This window comes from Mycobacterium attenuatum (assembly GCF_900566085.1).
In the GTDB taxonomy this organism is placed as follows: Bacteria; Actinomycetota; Actinomycetes; order Mycobacteriales; family Mycobacteriaceae; genus Mycobacterium; species Mycobacterium attenuatum.
In genome coordinates this window covers 59,147-78,702 of sequence record NZ_UPHT01000092.1, presented here as the reverse complement: position 1 = coordinate 78,702, position 19,556 = coordinate 59,147, and the positions used below count along the sequence as shown (strand labels likewise).

Below are 19,556 nucleotides of genomic sequence, written 5' to 3'. Positions count from 1 at the left end.
GTGCGTTTCCGCGCCGCTTACTTGCCGTTACCCAGGTGCTCGCCGAAGAACATAAACACCCGGCGCCACGCGTCCTCGGTCGCGGCTTCGTTATCGCCGAATCCCGCCACCCGAATCAGCGGTTGGCCGGGAAGTTTGTTGGCGAAGCTGTGCCCGGCGCCGGGGTAGGCCTTGATGTCCGCGGTGATCCCCTTGTCCTGGGTCACCGTGCGCAGTCGGTCGGCAGCGCCCACACCCAGCGGGTCGCGGCTGCCGAAGCTCGCCACAATCGGGCACGCCCCGTCAAGGGCGTCACCGAGGTGGCGCGGCAACGGCGTGCCGTAGAACGGTGCCGAGGCGCCAAAGCCCCTGGGCGACAAGATCAGCGCGAACCCACCGCCCATGCAGAAGCCCGCGATCCCGACCCGGCCGGAACATTCGGACCTGCCCAGCAGATGATCGCGGGCGGCCAAAATGTCGTCCAGGGCGCGACCTCGTTTGGTCAGCAATTCGCGAAAGACTCGGGTGATGCAGCGGGCGCGCCCGCCGCGCGCGTACATGTTGGGGGTGAGCGTCAGATAGCCCGCCTGTGCGATCCGCTCCGAAGTCGCCTCATTGTCTGGGGCATAACCGACCGCATCGTGCACCACCACCACGCCCGGCCACGGGCCCTCGCCGGAGGGAATGCTCAGCAGCGCATCAATCGGACCGGCCGGCGTGTCGATGTCAATCGTGGTCATAGCGTCATCTAACTGCAGCCGTGACGCGACCGTGCGCGGAACTCGGTCGCAGCCCGCGGACGTTGGCCTGTCATGTTAGGTCGGCTGCTACTCATTTACGCCGTCGTCGAGCTCATGGCCTTGATCGGATTGGCGGCGGCTATCGGCTTCGGCTGGGCACTGGTGGTGCTGCTGGCCACCTTCGTTCTGGGGTTGGTGCTGTGGGCTCCGATGGGCGGGTGGCAGCTCAGTCGGCATCTCATGCAGCTGCGGTCGGGCATGCAGGAGCCACGGAGCGCGCTGGGCGACGGCGCGCTGGTTGCCGTGGCCACCGGCTTGGTCCTGGTCCCGGGGCTGGTCAGCACCGCTTTGGGAGTGTTGCTGCTGGCGCCGCCGATCCGCGCGGCCGCCGGCCCGGGACTGACCGCGGTCGCGGTGCGTGGCTTCCTGCGACGGGTGCCTTTGAGTGCGAGTGCAGCCGCCACCATGGCCGGCGCGTTCCAACGCCGGGAGGCATCTGATGACCGCGACTTCATCGACGGCGAGGTCATCGACGTCATCGACGGCGAACCACCGACCTTGCCCCAGGTTCGCGCCGACACTCAAGCCCCGACGCGGCGCGCATCGTCGGCCTAGGTCGAACTGCCCGACCCACCTGTTGCCGACGTAGTTTTGCGGTGTGACACAAATGCCCACCAGGCTGCTGGTCAACGGCCGCGTCTATAGCCCGACCCACCCCGACGCCACCGCCATGGCGGTGCGCGGCGACATGGTCGCATGGCTAGGCAGCGACGACGTCGGCCACCGGCAGTTCCCGAACGCCGAAGTGCAGGACCTCGACGGCGGTTTCGTGGCGCCCGGCTTCGTCGACAGCCACATTCACCTGAGCGCTACCGGTCTGACACTCAGCGGACTGGACTTGCGTCGCGCCACCTCGGGTGCCGAATGCTTGCACCTGGCGGCCGACTACGCCGCGGCTCATCCCGGCCGGCCGGTTTGGGGACACGGCTGGGACGAGTCGGCCTGGCCCGAACGAACCGCGCCCAGCACCGCGGATCTGGACGCCGTGCTCGGCGACCGGCCCGCATACCTGGCCCGGGTGGACGTGCATTCGGCGCTGGCGTCGTCGGCACTGCGGCGGCTGGTCCCCCAACTGCCCGCCGCCGCGGGTTACGCCCCACAGCAGCCATTGACCGGCGACGCGCACCACCTGGTCCGAGCCGCGGCCCGCGACTTGCTGACGGATACGCAGCTGGCCGAAGCCCGGACCGCGGCGCTGCAGGCACTGGCCGCCTCGGGCGTTGTCGCCGTGCACGAGTGCGCCGGCCCCGAGATTGCCGGGTTGGACGACTGGCTGGCGCTGTGCGCTGTGCAGCGCGGCGTCGAAGTGACCGGCTACTGGGGCGAGGCAGTGACCACACCGACTCAGGCGCGGGCACTGCTGAAGCAGACCGGCGCCCGCGGGTTGGCCGGTGACCTGTTCATCGACGGCGCTCTCGGTTCACGCACGGCCTGGCTGCACCAGCCTTACGCGGACGCACCCGGTTGCACCGGAACCTGCCACCTCGACCCCGACGCCATCGAAGCGCACCTGCGGGCGTGCACCGAGGCTGCGGTGACGGCCGGTTTCCACGTCATCGGCGATGCCGCGGTGTCGGCGGTGGTCGCCGCACTCGAACGGGTGGTGGCCGAGCTCGGCGTGGTCGCGGTCGCTCGCTGCGGACACCGTCTGGAACATGTGGAGATGGTCACCGCCGAGCAGGCCGCCAAGTTAGGGTCGTGGGGAGTCGTTGCCAGCGTGCAGCCCAATTTCGACGCGTTATGGGGTGGCGCCGACGGCATGTACGCACAGCGCCTCGGTCCAGATCGAGGTTGCCGGCTCAACCCGCTTGCGCTGTTAGCATCCCAAGGCGTGCCCCTCGCCCTTGGTTCCGACGCGCCCGTAACCGGCTTCGACCCGTGGGCGAGTGTGCGGGCCGCAGTCAATCACCGGACTGCAGGCAGCGCGGTATCGCCGCGGGCGGCGTTCGCTGCGGCAACCCGCGGGGGTTGGCGGGCCGGCGGTGTCCGCGACGGGAAGGCCGGCACCCTGGTCCCGGGGGCGCCGGCCTCATACGCCGTGTGGGAGGCCGACGCACTTGAGGTCAGCGCGCCGCGCGATACGGTTCAGCGCTGGTCTACCGACCCGCGGTCCCGGGTGCCCGCGCTGCCGCGGTTGAGCCCGCAAGGCGTGCTGCCGCGCTGCCGTCAAACCGTGCATCGGGGTGCGGTCATCTATGGCTAAGGGATGGACCGGCCGCGAAGCGCAGGGTATCGACGGCCAAGACTCCGCGACCGACGGCACGGACCTCGAGCCCACCGACACCGATCCCGACCAGGACGCGGAATCCGACGGCCACCCCGCTGATGTCGGCGCTGCGACCGCGGCCGCGCCGCTGGGTGCCGCCGCCCGTCAGCGTCTGTCTGGGCTGGGCACCGCGGCGGTGGCGCGGCTACCGAAGCTGTGGGCCGCGGTGCCGCCGCGGCTGCCCCGCCTGCTGGTCTCGGTCGCGTCCGGATTGCTGCTGTATGCCAGCTTCCCGCCGATCAACTGGTGGTGGGCGGCCATTGTCGCGCTCGCGCTGCTGACCTGGGTGCTGATGCACCGGGCGACCACGCCGGTCGGCGGGTTGGGCTACGGCTTCGTGTTCGGTCTGGCGTTCTATGTGCCGTTGCTGCCGTGGATCGGCTCGTTGGTGGGACCGATGCCGTGGCTGGTGCTGGCGACGTTGTCGGCACTCTTTCCCGGCCTTTTCGGCCTGCTGGCCGTCGTGGTACGTCCGCTGCCAGGCTGGCCGGTCTGGTTTGCGGTGCTGTGGGCGGGGCAGGAGTGGTTGAAATCGATCTTCCCCTTCGGTGGCTTCCCCTGGGGCTCGGTGGCGTTCGGCCAGGCCGAAGGTCCGCTGCTGCCCTTGGTACAGCTGGGCGGGGTCGCCCTGCTGTCAGCGGGGATCGTGCTGGTGGGCTGCAGCCTGACCGCAATCGCGCTGGAAATCGAGAAGTGGTGGCGAACCGGGGGCACAACCCGGACCGCCGATACCGCCGCGCCGCCGGCGGTGGTGCTGCCCGGTGTGTGCATCTGCCTGGTGCTGTTCGCCGCCGCAATCGTGTGGCCACAGGTGCGGCACTCCGGCGCGGGAGCGGGCGGCGAACCCGGGGTCACCGTCGCGGTCGTGCAGGGCAATGTGCCGCGTCTTGGTCTGGACTTCAACGCACAGCGGCGAGCGGTCCTGGACAACCACGTTCAGGAGACGCTGCGGCTGGCCGAGGATGTCCGCGCGGGCAGTGCCCCGCAACCGCAATTCGTCGTCTGGCCGGAGGATTCGTCGGACATCGATCCGTTTCTCAACCCCGACGCTGCCCAGCAGATCTCGCAGGCGGCGGCGGCGATCGGCGCGCCGATCCTGGTCGGAACCGTGCTCGACGCGCCGGGCCGGCTGCAAGGGGACTCGGCATTCACCAACACTGTGATCGTCTGGAATCCGAACACTGGGCCCGCCGACCGCCACGACAAGGAAATTGTGCAGCCATTTGGCGAGTACCTGCCCATGCCGTGGCTTTTCCGCCACCTTTCCGGATACGCCAGCCGTGCCGGCAACTTTGTTCCCGGCACGAGCTCCGGGGTGGTGCGCATCGCGGGGGTGCCGGTCGGCGTCTCGACCTGTTGGGAGATCATCTTCGACCGCGCCCCGCGCAAGGCGGTGCTCAACGGCGCACAGCTGCTGACGGTGCCCAGCAACAACGCCACCTTCAACCAGACGATGAGTGAGCAGCAGCTGGCGTTCGGCAAGGTGCGGGCCGTCGAGCACGACCGATACGTCGTGGTCGCCGGTACCACGGGCATCAGCGCGGTGATCGCCCCAGATGGCGCCGAACTGGTCCGTACCGACTTTTTCGAGCCCGCCTATCTGGACACCCAGGTGCGGCTGAAGACCAGGCTGACGCCGGCGACTCGCTGGGGTCCGCTGCTGCAGTGGATTCTGGCCGGGGCGGCGGGCGCGGTCGTTCTCGTCGCGATACGGCACAATGGGTGGTTCCCGCGGCTACGACGCCTAAGACGTCTTATGCGTCCAAGGCGTCGGTTGTCCGGGCATCCGCATCGATCTGACGAGTCGGGCGGGACCCCGGACGACGGCGACGAGGTGGACGCGGAGCTCCGGAACGATTCCGGGGACAACCTGCAGACCGCGCAGGAGGAGCCGCCCGACGCGGGTGGCCACCATGAGTTGGGGCGACCTAAAGGAGCTACATGACCAGCGGCCAACCCGTGCCCGAGGTACCGGGCAATCGTCTCGGCCAGCGTGTGCTGGTGATCATTCCGACGTACAACGAGCGGGAGAACCTGCCGCTGATTCATCGGCGGGTCAAACACGCCTGCCCTGACGTGCACGTATTGATCATTGACGACAACAGCCCCGATGGCACCGGTCAGCTCGCCGACGAGTTGGCGCAGGCCGACCCGGGCTGTACCCACGTCTTGCATCGCACCGTCAAGAACGGTTTGGGGGCGGCTTATTTAGAGGGATTCGCCTGGGGCCTCAGCCGGGAGTACGCGGTGCTTGTCGAGATGGATGCCGACGGCAGCCACGCGCCGGAGCAGCTGCACCGCCTGCTGGACGCCGTGGCGGCGGGGGCCGATCTGGCCATCGGTTCTCGCTACGTGCCCGGAGGAACCGTGCGCAACTGGCCATGGCGCCGGCTGGCGCTGTCGAAGACGGCCAACACCTATTCGCGGCTCGCATTGGGTGTCGGGGTTCATGACATTACCGCCGGCTACCGGGCATACCGCCGCGAAGTGCTCGAGACGATCGATCTCGACAGCGTCGACTCCAAGGGCTATTGCTTCCAGATCGAAATGACCTGGCGCACCGTGAACAGCGGCTTCGTCGTCGCCGAAGTTCCGATCACCTTCACCGAGCGCGAGATCGGCGTGTCAAAGATGAGCGGATCCAACATCCGCGAGGCATTGTTCAAGGTGACCCGGTGGGGCATTGAGGGCAGGCGTGAACACCTTCGGGGCGGCCCCGCTCACGACCGCTCCCGGCCGGCCGGGTAACGCCCGGTTCAGCCGCGCCGACGCGTCCGGATTATTTCGAGGCGTTCCTTGAGCAGCTCTTCGAGCTCTTCCACGGAACGACGCTCCAGCAGCATGTCCCAGTGGGTGCGCGGGGGCTTCACCTTTTTCGGTTCGGGCAGGTCGCCCTCGATCAGGGTGCCCTCCATGCCGTTGCGGCACAGCCAGGTGCCGGGGATCTCGGCGTCGTCGGCGAACGGAACCTCGAACTCCTCGCCGTTCTCGGTGCGGTACCGGGCGATCTGACGCGGTGCCAGGTCGTGGTTGCGGTCCGTCTCGTAGCTCACGGCTCCCAGACGACTGCCTCTCAAGACGCGATCAGCCATCGACGCTACTCCTCTGGATTCGTTGAGCTGTTCGGCTCCGTATGGTGTTTCTCTTCGCTTTAGCGAACGCCGCAACCGCCCACGTAGTTCCCGGGCTGGCGCCCAACATGCGACGCGACCATCCGCGACCATCGATGATACCGGGATCATGGCCCCAATCGGACTAGAGTCGGCAGGCGTGAGTCCGGCCAGACGTCAAAGAGCCCGGCCCCAGCCGTGCCGCTGGTGTGGACGCGACGTGGCCGACGCCGGAATGGGCCGTCGCCGCCAGTACTGCCGCCAGTCGTGCCGGCAGCGGGCCTACGAGCAGCGGGCCATGATGACCCGGGGCGACGCCGGGGCCTCATTGGCCCTGCCCGCCGACGCGGTGGTGCTGACGGCCGATGAGGCGGCTGATCTGTCGGATCGCATCTACCAGGTGCGGTGCGCGGCGGAGGACATCGCCATCGCGCTCGACGAGGGTGCCGGCGCGGCCGAACTGCGTGAGCTGTGCGACGGGCTGCTCCGGGCGGCCGGCGCCGCCGACGGCTGGCGCCGGGTGGGTGTTTAGCCGGGCGAACCGGGTAAAGTCGCGCCATGGACCGCGGGTTCGGTGTACCCAGGCGGCCGCGGCGCATCAAGAATCCAGTGCAGGGTCACGACGGTGCCTAGGGCGTCTGACACGGCTTCTAGGGCATCCGGCCCGCTCGCTCATACCTGGGAGTATCGGACGTTTTGAAATCCTGCCGCAGTTGGCGATACTCACCAGCGACATTCTTCGCTCGGAGCGCAGCACGACGCCGATCAAAAAAGCGACGCTGGTCGGCGAAACGGCGAGGGCGCTTCGTGCTGCAACTTCCGTGATTCGGCGACGGCCGCACCCTGGTCGGGGTCGACCAGGGTTAGGCGAGGGTTAGGCGAGGGTTAGGCGAGGTTAGTAATGGTTGATCAACTCCAGCATGCAACCGAAGCACTGCGGAAAGCGTTGGTCCAGGTTGAGCGACTGAAGCGGACCAACCGCGCGTTGCTGGAGCGGTCGAGCGAGCCGATCGCGATCGTCGGGATGTCGTGCCGCTTCCCCGGTGGAGTCGACACCCCGGAGGCCATGTGGCAGATGGTCGCCGACGGCCGCGATGTCATGTCGGGGTTTCCCACGGACCGCGGCTGGGACCTGGCGAGCCTCTTTGATCCCGACCCCGACACACCCCACAAGTCGTATGCGAGTACCGGCGGGTTCGTCGACGGTGTCGCCGACTTCGATCCGGCGTTTTTCGGCATTGCCCCCAGCGAAGCGCTGGCGATGGACCCGCAGCACCGGATGCTTCTCGAGCTGTCGTGGGAGGCGCTGGAGCGAGCCGGGATCGACCCGACCCGGTTGCGCGGCAGCGCCACCGGCGTCTTCGCCGGGCTCATCGTCCAGGGCTACGGCATGTTCGCCGAGGAGATCGAGGGCTACCGGTTGACCGGCATGACCTCCAGCGTCGCCTCCGGCCGGGTGGCCTATGTGCTGGGGTTGGAGGGCCCGGCGGTGTCGGTGGATACGGCGTGTTCGTCGTCGTTGGTGGCGTTGCATATGGCGGTGCAGTCGTTGCGTTCGGGTGAGTGCGACCTGGCGCTGGCCGGCGGCGCCACCGTCAACGCCACGCCAACGGTTTTCGTGGAGTTCAGCCGGCACCGGGGCCTGGCCCCGGACGGGCGCTGCAAGGCCTACGCGGGCGCGGCCGACGGCGTCGGCTGGTCCGAGGGCGGCGCCATCTTGGTGGTGGAGCGGCTCTCGGATGCGCGGCGGTTGGGGCATCCGGTGTTGGCGGTGGTGCGTGGTTCGGCGGTGAATCAGGATGGGGCCTCGAACGGGTTGACGGCGCCTAATGGTCCGTCGCAGCAGCGGGTGGTGCGGGCGGCGTTGGCTAATGCGGGGTTGTCGGCGGCGGATGTGGATGTGGTCGAGGGTCATGGGACTGGGACCACGTTGGGGGATCCGATTGAGGCGCAGGCGTTGTTGGCGACCTATGGGCAGGGGCGGGCGGAGCCGGGGAAAAAGCCGCTGTGGTTGGGGTCGGTTAAGTCGAATATGGGTCATACGCAGGCCGCGGCGGGGGTGGCGGGTGTGATCAAGATGGTGTTGGCGATGCGCTATGAGGTGTTGCCGGCGACGTTGCATGTCGATGAGCCCAGTCCGCATGTGGATTGGTCGGCGGGTGCGGTGTCGTTGTTGACGCAGCCGCAGCCCTGGCCGGCTGATGGGCATGTCAGGCGGGCGGGGGTGTCGTCGTTTGGGATCAGTGGCACTAACGCGCATGTGATTGTCGAGGCGGTTCCGTCGCAGCAGTCGCGGGAGGTGGGGCCGGCCCCGGTGGTGGTGCCGTGGGTGGTGTCGGCGAAGTCGGATGCGGCGTTGTGTGCGCAGGCGGCGCGGTTGGCCGAGCACCTGCGTGCCCATGACGGGCTGGATGTGGCCGATGTGGGGTGGTCGTTGGCGGGGCGTTCGATGTTTGAGCATCGGGCGGTGGTGGTTGGCGGGGATCGGGACCGGTTGCTGGCCGGGCTGGACGAGCTGGCCGGCGGGCAGGCGGTGTCGGTGGTTCGCGGCACCGCGACACCGGCGGGCAAGACGGTGTTCGTGTTCCCCGGCCAAGGCTCCCAGTGGATCGGTATGGGTGTCGAATTGCTGGAGACCGCACCGGTATTCGCACAGCAGATCCAGGCGTGTGGTGAGGCGTTCGCCGAATTCGTCGACTGGTCACTGACCGACGTGCTGCGGGGCGCTCCCGGCGCCCCGGGCCTGGACCGGGTGGACGTGGTGCAGCCGGCGCTGTTTGCGGTGATGGTGTCGTTGACAGAGTTGTGGAAGTCGATCGGCGTGCGTCCGGATGCCGTTATCGGTCATTCGCAGGGCGAGATCGCCGCCGCCTACGTCGCCGGTGCACTTTCCCTGCGCGACGCCGCCAAGGTGGTGACCATGCGCAGCGCATTGCTGACCGGGCTTGCCGGCCCGGGCGGCATGGTATCGCTGGCCTGTGGTGCCGAACAGGCGCAGGAGTTGTTGGCGCCCTTCGGCTCTCGGATCAGTATTGCCGCCGTCAACGGCCCCTCGGCTGTCGTGGTCTCGGGTGAGGTGGCTGCCCTCGAGCAGCTGATCCAAGTTTGCGCCGACCGTGAGCTGCGCACCCGACGGATCGAGGTGGACTATGCCTCCCACTCGGCAGAGGTCGAAGCCATTCGAGACCAGCTCGTCGCCGCTCTCGCGGGTATCGAGCCACGTTCCTCGCGGACCATCTTCTTCTCGTCGGTCACGGGAAATCGTTTGGACACAGCGGATTTGGATGCCGACTACTGGTACCGCAATATCCGCCAGACGGTCCAATTCGAGCAGGCGCTGCGTAGCGCATGTACGAATGGCTACCGCACCTTCATCGAGTCCAGCCCGCACCCCGCGTTGATCGCCGGTATCGAGGACACCGCCACCGACTGCGCACCTGACTCCGAACCTGTTGTCGTGCCCACTCTCGGCCGCCAGGAGGGCGGGCTTGACAGGTTCCTGTTGTCGGCGGCGTCAGCGTTCGTCTCGGGTGTGCAGGTGAATTGGCGTGGGCTACTGGACGGGGCGCAGTTCGTAGAGCTGCCGACGTATGCCTTTGACAAGCGCCGGTTTTGGCTCTCCGGCGAGGGTCTGGGCGTCGACGCATCCGGTTTGGGACTGGCGGCCGGCCAGCACGCATTGCTGGGCGCCGTGGTGGAACTGCCGGCATCGGGTGGAGTCGTATTGACGGGCCGGCTGTCCAGCAGCTCCCAGGCCTGGCTGGCCGATCATGCCGTATCCGGCGTCGTGGTGTTCCCCGGCACCGGATTCGTCGAATTGGCGATCCGCGCCGGCGACGAAGTCGGTTGCTCGGTGGTCGAGGAGCTCACCCTGCGGACGCCGTTGCTGCTGCCGGCGTCAGGATCGGTGGCACTGCAGGTGGTCGTCGGCGCCGCGACCGAGTCGGCGAAGCGCAGTGTCTCCGTCTATTCGCGTGCCGACGTCGACACCGGATCGGTGTGGGTGTGCCATGCCGAGGGGACGCTGCGCACCGGCACCGTCGAGCCCGCGGCCGACCTGTCGGTCTGGCCGCCTGCGGGCGCCGCCGCCGTAGCCGTTTCGGACGGTTACCAGCGGCTGGCGGAGCGCGGGTACGGGTACGGCCCAGCATTTCGCGGTCTGACCGAGATGTGGGCCCGCGGTGACGAGCTGTTCGCCGAGGTGAGGTTGCCCGAGGCGGCCGGCGGCGCCACCGGATTCGGTTTGCACCCCGCACTTCTGGACGCGGCGTTGCACGCCGCCGTGATGGCGAACCCGGACGCCGAACTGGTTCTGCCGTTCTCCTGGCAACGGTTGTCGTTGCACGCTAGCGGGGCATCGGCGGTACGGGTGCGGATCGCGCCGGCCGGACCCGCAGCGGTGTCCGTCGAGCTCGCCGACGACCTCGGGCTGCCGGTGCTATCCGTCGCCGCGATGGTGGCCCGGCCGGTCAGCGAGCAACAGCTGCGCGCCGTATTGTCCGGCGCGGGTCCGGACCGCCTGTTCGAGGTCATCTGGTCACCGGCCACCGCCACGAGCACCGATGCACCAGCTTCCTATCAGGTCTTCGAATGCGCTGCCGCCGCTAATGCTCCGGTGACCGCGACCTATGAGCGCACGCGCCAGGCGCTGGCGGCGGTACAGGCGTGGCTGGGCGAGCATGCCTCAGGAGTGCTGCTGGTGGTCACCCACGGTGCCGTGGCATTGCCGGGTGAGGACGTCACCGATCTGGCGGGTGCCGCGGTCTGGGGGTTGGTGCGCTCAGCCCAAACCGAAAATCCCGGTCGACTCATGCTGGTGGACTCCGATGTGCCGCTGGATGATTCGACGGCCGCGGCGGTAATCGCGGTCGGTGAACCGCAGGTGCTGCTGCGCAACGGGCAGCCTTATACCCTGCGGGTGCACGCCAGCCGGGCCGTGGACGACATCCTGGTGCCGCCGGGCGACGGGCCGTGGCGGCTGGGTTTGAGCAGTGCGGGCACCTTCGAGAACCTGCGGCTGGAACCGGTTCCCAACGCCGGCGCGCCGCTGGGTCCCGGCCAGGTTCGGGTGGAGATGCGCGCCATCGCGGCGAACTTCCGCGACATCATGATCACCCTGGGTATGTTCACCCACGACGCGCTGATCGGCGGCGAAGGCGCCGGCGTCGTCGTCGAGGTCGGCCCCGGAGTCACCGAATTCGCCGTCGGCGACTCGGTGTACGGCTTCTTCCCTGACGGCAGCGGCACTTTGGTAGCCGGAGACATCCGGTTGCTGCTGCCGATGCCCGCCGACTGGTCATACGCTGAAGCCGCCGCCATCTCGGCCGTTTTCACCACTGCGTATTACGCGTTCGTCCATCTGGCCGACGTACAACCCGGCCAGCGGGTGCTGGTACACGCCGCCACCGGCGGGGTGGGGATGGCGGCCGTGCAGCTGGCTCGGCATCTGGGCTTGGAGGTGTTCACCACCGCCAGCAAGGGCAAATGGGACACCCTGCGCGCCATGGGCTTCGACGAAGACCATATCTCCGATTCGCGCAGCCTCGAGTTCGAGGACAAATTCCGTGCGGTCACCGGCGGGCGCGGCATGGACGTCGTATTGGACTCGCTGGCAGGTGAATTCGTCGACGCCTCGCTGCGCCTGCTCGGACCGGGCGGGGTATTCCTCGAGATGGGCAAGACCGACATCCGTGACCCCGGCGTGATCGCGCAGGAATATCCGGGTGTGCGCTACCGCGCCTTCGACCTCTTCGAGCCCGGTCGTCCCCGCATGCACCAGTACATGCTCGACCTGGCCGCACTGTTCGACACCGGGGTGCTGCGACCGTTGCCGGTGACGACGTTCGACATCCGCCGGGCGCCGGCGGCCTTGCGGTACTTGAGTCAGGCGCGCCATATCGGCAAGGTCGTCATGACCATGCCGGACGCCTGGGCTGCCGGTACCGTGCTGATCACCGGTGGAACCGGCATGGCGGGTTCGGTATTGGCGCGTCACCTGGTGACCCGCCATGGGGTCCGTCACCTGGTGTTGCTCAGCCGGCGCGGTGCCGATGCCCCCGGGATCGCGGAGTTGGTCACCGAGCTGGGCGCCACCGGCGCACAGGTGCAGGTGCTGGCATGTGACGCCGCCGATCGTGCCGCACTGGCCGAGGTGATCACCGGCATCCCGGCGCAACAGCCGTTGTCCGCCGTGATTCACGCGGCCGGGGTGCTTGACGACGCAGTGATCACGTCGTTGACACCGGATCGCCTCGAGGCGGTGCTGCGAGCCAAGGTGGCTGCGGCGTGGAACTTACACGAGCTGACCCGCGAACTGGACGTGTCTGCGTTCGTGATGTTTTCGTCGATGGCAGGGCTGGTGGGCTCGTCGGGTCAGGCCAACTACGCGGCGGCCAACACCTTCCTGGACGGGCTGGCCGCGCACCGGCGGGCACACGGGTTGCCGGCGATCTCGCTGGGCTGGGGCCTGTGGGAGCAGGCCAGCGACATGACCGGCGGACTGGGTGCCGGCGACCGTGCCCGGCTGGGTCGCGAAGGTGTGCTGGCATTGTCCTCGGACGAGGCGATGGAATTGTTCGACACAGCGCTCATTGTCGATCAGCCGCTCCTGGCGCCGGCCCGCATCGACCTGAGCGCGCTGCGGGCCCACGCGGTGGCAGTTCCCGCGATGTTCAGCGATCTGGTGAATGCACCGACGAGGCGCCAGGTCGACGACGCGCTGGCTGCCGCCAAGTCGAAATCGGCGCTGGCGCATCGACTGCACGGACTGCCCGAAGCCGAACAGCACGCCGTGGTGCTGGATTTGGTGCGCTCTCACATCGCCACCGTCCTGGGCAACATCACTCCAGAGGCCGTCGACGCCGACAAGGCGTTCCAGGATTTGGGATTCGACTCGCTTACCGCGGTCGAAATGCGTAACCGGCTCAAAACAGCTACCGGTCTTAGCCTTTCACCCACGCTCATCTTCGACTACCCAACCCCCAACGGCCTGGCCGGCTACATTCGCGGCGAACTCGCCGGTGTTCCCCAGGAAATCAAGCACGTACCGGCCGTACGCGCAGCGGGTGACGACCCGATTGCCATCGTGGGCATGGCATGTCGTTATCCCGGTGGTGTCGAGTCACCAGATGACCTGTGGGACATACTGGTTGAGGGCCGCGACGTGTTATCCGAGTTCCCCGACGACCGGGGCTGGGACGTGGCAGGGCTGTTCAACCCCGATCCTGACACTCCCGGCGCCTGCTACACCCGCACCGGCGGTTTCGTGGAGCGGGTAGGCGACTTCGATCCGGCGTTTTTCGGCATCGGCCCCAGTGAGGCGCTGGCGATGGACCCGCAGCAACGCATGTTCCTGGAGTTGTCCTGGGAAGCCTTGGAGCGAGCTGGAATCGAGCCCGGCAGCCTGCGCGGCAGCGCCACGGGCGTCTTCGCCGGAGTAATGACCCAGGGCTACGGCATGTTCGCGGCCGAGCCGGTAGAGGGCTTCAGGCTGACCGGCCAGCTGTCAAGTGTCGCCTCCGGCCGGGTGGCCTATGTGCTGGGGTTGGAGGGCCCGGCGGTGTCGGTGGATACGGCGTGTTCGTCGTCGTTGGTGGCGTTGCATATGGCGGTGCAGTCGTTGCGTTCGGGTGAGTGCGACCTGGCGCTGGCCGGCGGCGCCACCGTCAACGCCACGCCAACGGTTTTCGTGGAGTTCAGCCGGCACCGGGGCCTGGCCCCGGACGGGCGCTGCAAGGCCTACGCGGGCGCGGCCGACGGCGTCGGCTGGTCCGAGGGCGGCGCCATCTTGGTGGTGGAGCGGCTCTCGGATGCGCGGCGGTTGGGGCATCCGGTGTTGGCGGTGGTGCGTGGTTCGGCGGTGAATCAGGATGGGGCCTCGAACGGGTTGACGGCGCCTAATGGTCCGTCGCAGCAGCGGGTGGTGCGGGCGGCGTTGGCTAATGCGGGGTTGTCGGCGGCGGATGTGGATGTGGTCGAGGGTCATGGGACTGGGACCACGTTGGGGGATCCGATTGAGGCGCAGGCGTTGTTGGCGACCTATGGGCAGGGGCGGGCGGAGCCGGGGAAAAAGCCGCTGTGGTTGGGGTCGGTTAAGTCGAATATGGGTCATACGCAGGCCGCGGCGGGGGTGGCGGGTGTGATCAAGATGGTGTTGGCGATGCGCTATGAGGTGTTGCCGGCGACGTTGCATGTCGATGAGCCCAGTCCGCATGTGGATTGGTCGGCGGGTGCGGTGTCGTTGTTGACGCAGCCGCAGCCCTGGCCGGCTGATGGGCATGTCAGGCGGGCGGGGGTGTCGTCGTTTGGGATCAGTGGCACTAACGCGCATGTGATTGTCGAGGCGGTTCCGTCGCAGCAGTCGCGGGAGGTGGGGCCGGCCCCGGTGGTGGTGCCGTGGGTGGTGTCGGCGAAGTCGGATGCGGCGTTGTGTGCGCAGGCGGCGCGGTTGGCCGAGCACCTGCGTGCCCATGACGGGCTGGATGTGGCCGATGTGGGGTGGTCGTTGGCGGGGCGTTCGATGTTTGAGCATCGGGCGGTGGTGGTTGGCGGGGATCGGGACCGGTTGCTGGCCGGGCTGGACGAGCTGGCCGGCGGGCAGGCGGTGTCGGTGGTTCGCGGCACCGCGACACCGGCGGGCAAGACGGTGTTCGTGTTCCCCGGCCAAGGCTCCCAATTGCTGGGCATGGGAATGGGATTGCATGCCGGCTATCCGGTGTTCGCCGAGGCCTTCAACACCGTCGTCGCCGAACTCGACCGTCACCTGCTGCGTCCGCTGCGCGAAGTCATCTGGGGACACGACGAAAGTCTATTGAACACAACGGAATTCGCACAGCCAGCGCTGTTCGCGGTGGAAGTTGCGCTGTACCGGCTGCTGGAATCCTGGGGAATGCGACCCGACTTCGTGATGGGCCACTCAGTCGGTGAAATCTCGGCAGCACACATCACCGGCGTCCTGTCCCTGGAAAACGCCGCGGTGCTGGTCGCCGCCCGCGGCCGGTTCATGCAGGCTCTGCCGCCCGGCGGAGCGATGGTCGCGGTGGCGGCCACCGAAGCCGAAGTTGCGCCCCTGCTGAGCGCCGAGGTCAGCATCGCTGCCGTCAACGGCCCGTCCTCGGTGGTGATTTCGGGTGTCGAGGACACGGTGCTCGCGGTCGCCGACCAGCTGCGCGCTGAGGGGCGCCGGGTGCACCGACTGGCCGTATCGCACGCCTTCCACTCGCCACTGATGGATCCGATGATCGACGAATTCGGTACCGTTGCAAGCGGTCTGGCGATCGGACAACCGACCGTCCCGATCATCTCCAACGTCACCGGGCAGCTGTGCGCAGACGACTACGGCACCACCGCCTATTGGAAGCGCCACGTCCGGGAGGCGGTGCGGTTCGCCGACAGCGTCCGATTTGCCCAATCGGCCGGCGCCACATGCTTCTTCGAAGTCGGCCCGGGTAGCGGCCTCACCGCGTCCATTGAGGAATCGCTGCCGGATACCGGCGTCGTGACCATCTCCGCGCTGCGCAGGGATCGTCCCGAGCCGGTGACGCTGGCGAACGCGGTGGCCCAAGCCTTCGTCTCCGGCGTCAGCGTGGACTGGCGCGCGGTGGCGGGGCAGGCGAACTTCGTCGAGCTGCCGACGTATGCGTTCCAGCGGCGGCGGTTCTGGCTGTCCAGTGACGCCGTAGCGGCCGACGCCGCCGATCTGGGACTAGACCCCGGCGAACACCCTCTGCTGGGTGCGGTGGTGGAGCTGCCGGCTTCCGGTGGTGTCGTGCTGACGGGCCGGTTGTCCCTGCGCGCCCAGGGCTGGTTGGCCGACCATGCTGTCGGCGGCGTGGTGATCTTCCCGGGAGCGGGTTTCGTGGAGTTGGCGATTCGTGCCGGCGACGAAGTGGGCTGCGCTGTGGTCGAAGAGTTGACCCTGGCAGCGCCATTGGTGTTGCCGACGGGGAATTCGGTTGCCATCCAGGTGATCGTGGCCGGTGTGGACGAGTCCGGAGCTCGCGCGGTGTCGGTGTATTCCCGTGCGGAGGCTGGCGCCAGTTGGGTGCTGCATGCCGAGGGAACGCTGGGCACCGGTTCTGCGCAGCCGAGCACCGACTTGTCGGCATGGCCACCGGTCGGCGCGGTGCCCGTGGAGGTCGCCGACGGGTACGAGCGATTGGCCGAGCGCGGCTACGGCTACGGTCCGGCGTTCCGCGGGCTGACCGCGATGTGGCGACGCGGCGATGAAGTGTTCGCGGAGGTAACCCTGCCCGCGGACGCCGGGGCGTCGGTCACCGGTTTCGGGGTTCACCCGGTGCTGCTGGATGCCGCGTTGCACGCGGTGATTCTGGCGTCCAACGGTGCCGGAGATTTCGGGGTTGCCGAGGGCTCGGTGCTTGTTCCGTTCTCCTGGCAGGGCGTGTCGTTGCACGCCGCGGGCGCGTCGTCGGTGCGGGCCCGGATCGCGCCGGCGGGCGCGTCCGGTGCCTCCAAGGCGGTGTCGATCGAGCTGGCTGACGGGCTCGGATTACCGGTGCTGTCGGTCGCTTCGATGCTGGCACGGCCCGTCACCGATCAGCAGCTGCGGGCCGCCGTTGCCGGGTCGGGCCCCGACCGGCTGTTCCAGGTGGACTGGTCGGCCCAACCGTCGGCCGACCTGGAACCGGTGCCCGTACAGGCCTGGGGCACAACGGCCGGCAACGACCCGTCGACAGTGGTCTTCGAGTCCGCACCGGTGGCCGGGGATGCCGTGGCGGCTGTGTATACAGCCACGAACGCGGTCCTCGACGTAGTGCAGTCCTGGCTCGCTCGCGACGGCGCCGGGGTGTTGGTGGTCACGACGCGGGGCGCGGTTGCGCTGCCCGGCGAGGACATCACCGACCTGGCGGGCGCGGCAGTGTGGGGTTTGGTGCGCTCGGCGCAGACGGAGCATCCGGGACGCATCGTGCTGGCCGATACCGATGCGCCCCTGGACGAAACGGCTGTGGCGGCGGTGCTGGCCACCGGCGAGCCACAAGTGCTGTGGCGTGGTGGGCAGGTCTACATCGCGCGGGTCCACGGCAGCCGCGCGGTCGGCGGGCTATTGGTGCCCCCGGGCGACGGCCCGTGGCGGTTGGGCATGAGCGCAGCCGGCACCTTCGAAAATCTAAGGCTCGAACCGATTCCCGACGCCGACGCAGTGCTGCAGCCCGGACATGTTCGGGTGGCGTTATCGGCGATGGCCGCGAATTTCCGGGACGTCATGATCGCGCTGGGGCTCTATCCCGATCCCGATGCGGTCATGGGCGTGGAAGGCTCCGGTGTGGTCCTCGAAACCGGCCCAGGCGGCGGCGGTTTCGCCGTCGGCGACCGGGTCATGGGCCTGTTCCCCGAAGGCACCGGAACGATCGCCACCACCGACCACAGGCTGCTGGTCAAGATCCCGGCGGGCTGGTCGCATACCGCGGCGGCCACCACGTCGGTGGTGTTCGCCACCGCCTATTACGCGCTGCGCGATTTGGCGTCAGTGCAGCCGGGGCAACGGATCCTCGTGCACGCCGCCACCGGCGGTGTTGGTATGGCTGCGGTACAGCTGGCCCGGCATTGGGGGCTGGAGGTATTCGCCACGGCCAGCAAGGGCAAGTGGGACACGTTGCGGGCCTTGGGCTTTGACGACAACCACATCTCCGACTCGCGCAGCCTGGACTTCGAGGACAAGTTCCGCGCTGCTACCGGGGGGCGCGGTGTGGACGTGGTCTTGGACTCGCTGGCCGGTGATTTCGTCGACGCGTCGCTGCGCCTGGTTGTCGCGGGCGGGGTCTTCCTGGAGATGGGCAAGACCGACATCCGCGACGCCGACGCCGTCGCCCAGCAGCACGCAGGCGTGCGTTACCGCGCCTTCGATTTGTTCGAGGCCGGGCCGGACCGCATCGCACGAATTCTCGCGGAGCTGGCCGCACTGTTCGACGACGAGGCGCTGCGGCCGTTGCCGGTCACGACGTTCGACGTGCGTCGCGCCCCTGCGGCGTTGCGGTACCTGAGCCAAGCTCGCCACGTCGGCAAGGTGGTGATGACCATGCCGGACGCGTGGGCGACGGGCACGGTGCTGATCACCGGCGGCACCGGTATGGCGGGCTCGGCGCTGGCCCGCCATGTCGTGACTCGTCATGGGGTACGTCAACTGGTCTTGGTCAGCCGGCGCGGTCCGGACGCACCCGGGGTTGACGAGCTGCTGGCCGAATTGGGTGCCGCCGGCGCGCAGGTGCACGTGGTCGCCTGTGATGCCGCCGATCGGGCGGCGTTGGCAAAGGTGATTGCCGATATCCCGGTCCAGCATCCTTTGTCGGCCGTGATCCACACCGCCGGCGCGCTCGATGACGCCGTGGTGACTTCGCTGACACCGGGGCGGATGGAAACGGTGTTGCGGGCCAAGGTGGATGCGGCATGGAATCTGCATGAGCTGACGTGCGACCTGGATGTGTCTGCCTTCGTGATGTTTTCGTCGATGGCCGGGCTGGTCGGGTCGTCGGGTCAGGCCAACTATGCGGCCGCCAATTCCTTCCTGGACGGGTTGGCTGTGCACCGGCGGGCGCGCGGGCTGCCGGCAATATCGCTCGGCTGGGGTCTGTGGAATCAGGCCAGTGCCATGACTGGAGGGCTGGCGAGCGTCGACTTCAAGCGGTTCGCCCGCGACGGCGTCGTGGCCATGTCCTCAGCAGAAGCACTGGAATTGCTCGACACCGCCATGATCGTCGACGACCCCTTCATGCTGCCCGCACACATCGACTTTGCCGCGTTGCGGGTCAAGTTCGACGGCGGCACCCTGCCACCGATGTTCGTCGACCTGATTAACGCGCCGGCGCGGCGCCAAGTCGACGACTCACTGGCCGCGGCCAAGTCGAAATCGGCTCTGCTGCAACGCCTGGACGGCTTGGCCGAAGACGAGCAGCACGCCATCCTGTTGGACCTGGTGCGGTCCAACATCGCGACGGTGCTGGGCAATTCCAGCCCGGAAGCCATTGACCCGAACCGGGCGTTCCAGGAACTGGGCTTCGATTCGCTCACCGCAGTCGAGATGCGCAACAGGCTCAAATCAGCTACCGGCCTGGCGCTTTCGCCCACGCTCATCTTCGACTACCCCAACTCAGCTGCACTGGCCGGTTACATGCACCGCGAACTCGTGGGCTCGGCGCCGCACGAGGCCCCGGTCACCGCCCCCGGTGAGGCCGAACTACAGCGTGTGGTGGCGTCTATTCCGATCAAGCGGCTTCGGCAAGCGGGAGTGCTGGACCTGTTGCTCGCGCTGGCCCAGGAAACCGAGGTGAACGGTCAGGCCATAACGCCGGCAGCGACCGTCGAAAAGGACATTGCCGACATGGACCTCGATGACCTGGTCAACGCCGCGTTCATGGAAGACGACAACGAATAGCCATGCGAGAACCG

6 protein-coding genes and 1 pseudogene are annotated in these 19,556 nt (G+C 68.1%); 5 read left to right on the top strand and 2 right to left on the bottom strand.

Annotated features, from left to right (window positions below):
- Window positions 1–17: 17 nt before the first annotated feature.
- Window positions 18–719: a dienelactone hydrolase family protein gene (locus EET13_RS15755; protein WP_122443161.1), complete on the bottom strand. Its 702-nt coding sequence runs from the start codon at window positions 717–719 to the stop codon at window positions 18–20.
- 72 nt (window positions 720–791) lie between these two features.
- On the opposite strand from EET13_RS15755, the gene EET13_RS15750 reads away from it, so the two are divergent.
- The 3 genes and pseudogenes from EET13_RS15750 to lnt all read left to right on the top strand — a co-directional run bounded on the left by EET13_RS15750 (window position 792) and on the right by lnt (window position 5,845).
- On the top strand, window positions 792–1,334 hold the full coding sequence (locus tag EET13_RS15750; protein ID WP_122443160.1) for an FxsA family protein: 543 nt from the start codon (window positions 792–794) through the stop codon (window positions 1,332–1,334).
- A 52-nt stretch (window positions 1,335–1,386) separates the two neighbouring features.
- A complete protein-coding gene (locus EET13_RS15745) occupies window positions 1,387–2,982 on the top strand; it encodes an amidohydrolase (protein WP_425294247.1) in 1,596 nt (531 codons plus the stop codon).
- Window positions 2,975–5,845 (top strand): annotated as a pseudogene (lnt, locus tag EET13_RS15740) (apolipoprotein N-acyltransferase). The gene EET13_RS15745 and the pseudogene lnt overlap by 8 nt, the downstream one beginning before the upstream one ends.
- Here the strand turns inward: lnt and rbpA are convergent.
- Window positions 5,802–6,137: an RNA polymerase-binding protein RbpA gene (gene rbpA, locus EET13_RS15730; RefSeq protein ID WP_007170328.1), complete on the bottom strand. Its 336-nt coding sequence runs from the start codon at window positions 6,135–6,137 to the stop codon at window positions 5,802–5,804. The pseudogene lnt and the gene rbpA overlap by 44 nt on opposite strands.
- Before the next feature lie 148 nt (window positions 6,138–6,285).
- Here rbpA and EET13_RS30925 point away from each other — a divergent pair, with 148 nt between their 5' ends.
- Window positions 6,286–6,687: a hypothetical protein gene (locus EET13_RS30925; protein WP_122443156.1), complete on the top strand. Its 402-nt coding sequence runs from the start codon at window positions 6,286–6,288 to the stop codon at window positions 6,685–6,687.
- A 369-nt stretch (window positions 6,688–7,056) separates the two neighbouring features.
- Window positions 7,057–19,542, top strand: a complete 12,486-nt coding sequence (locus tag EET13_RS15720; RefSeq protein WP_122443155.1) for a type I polyketide synthase — start codon at window positions 7,057–7,059, stop codon at window positions 19,540–19,542.
- The last annotated feature ends 14 nt before the right edge of the window (window positions 19,543–19,556 follow it).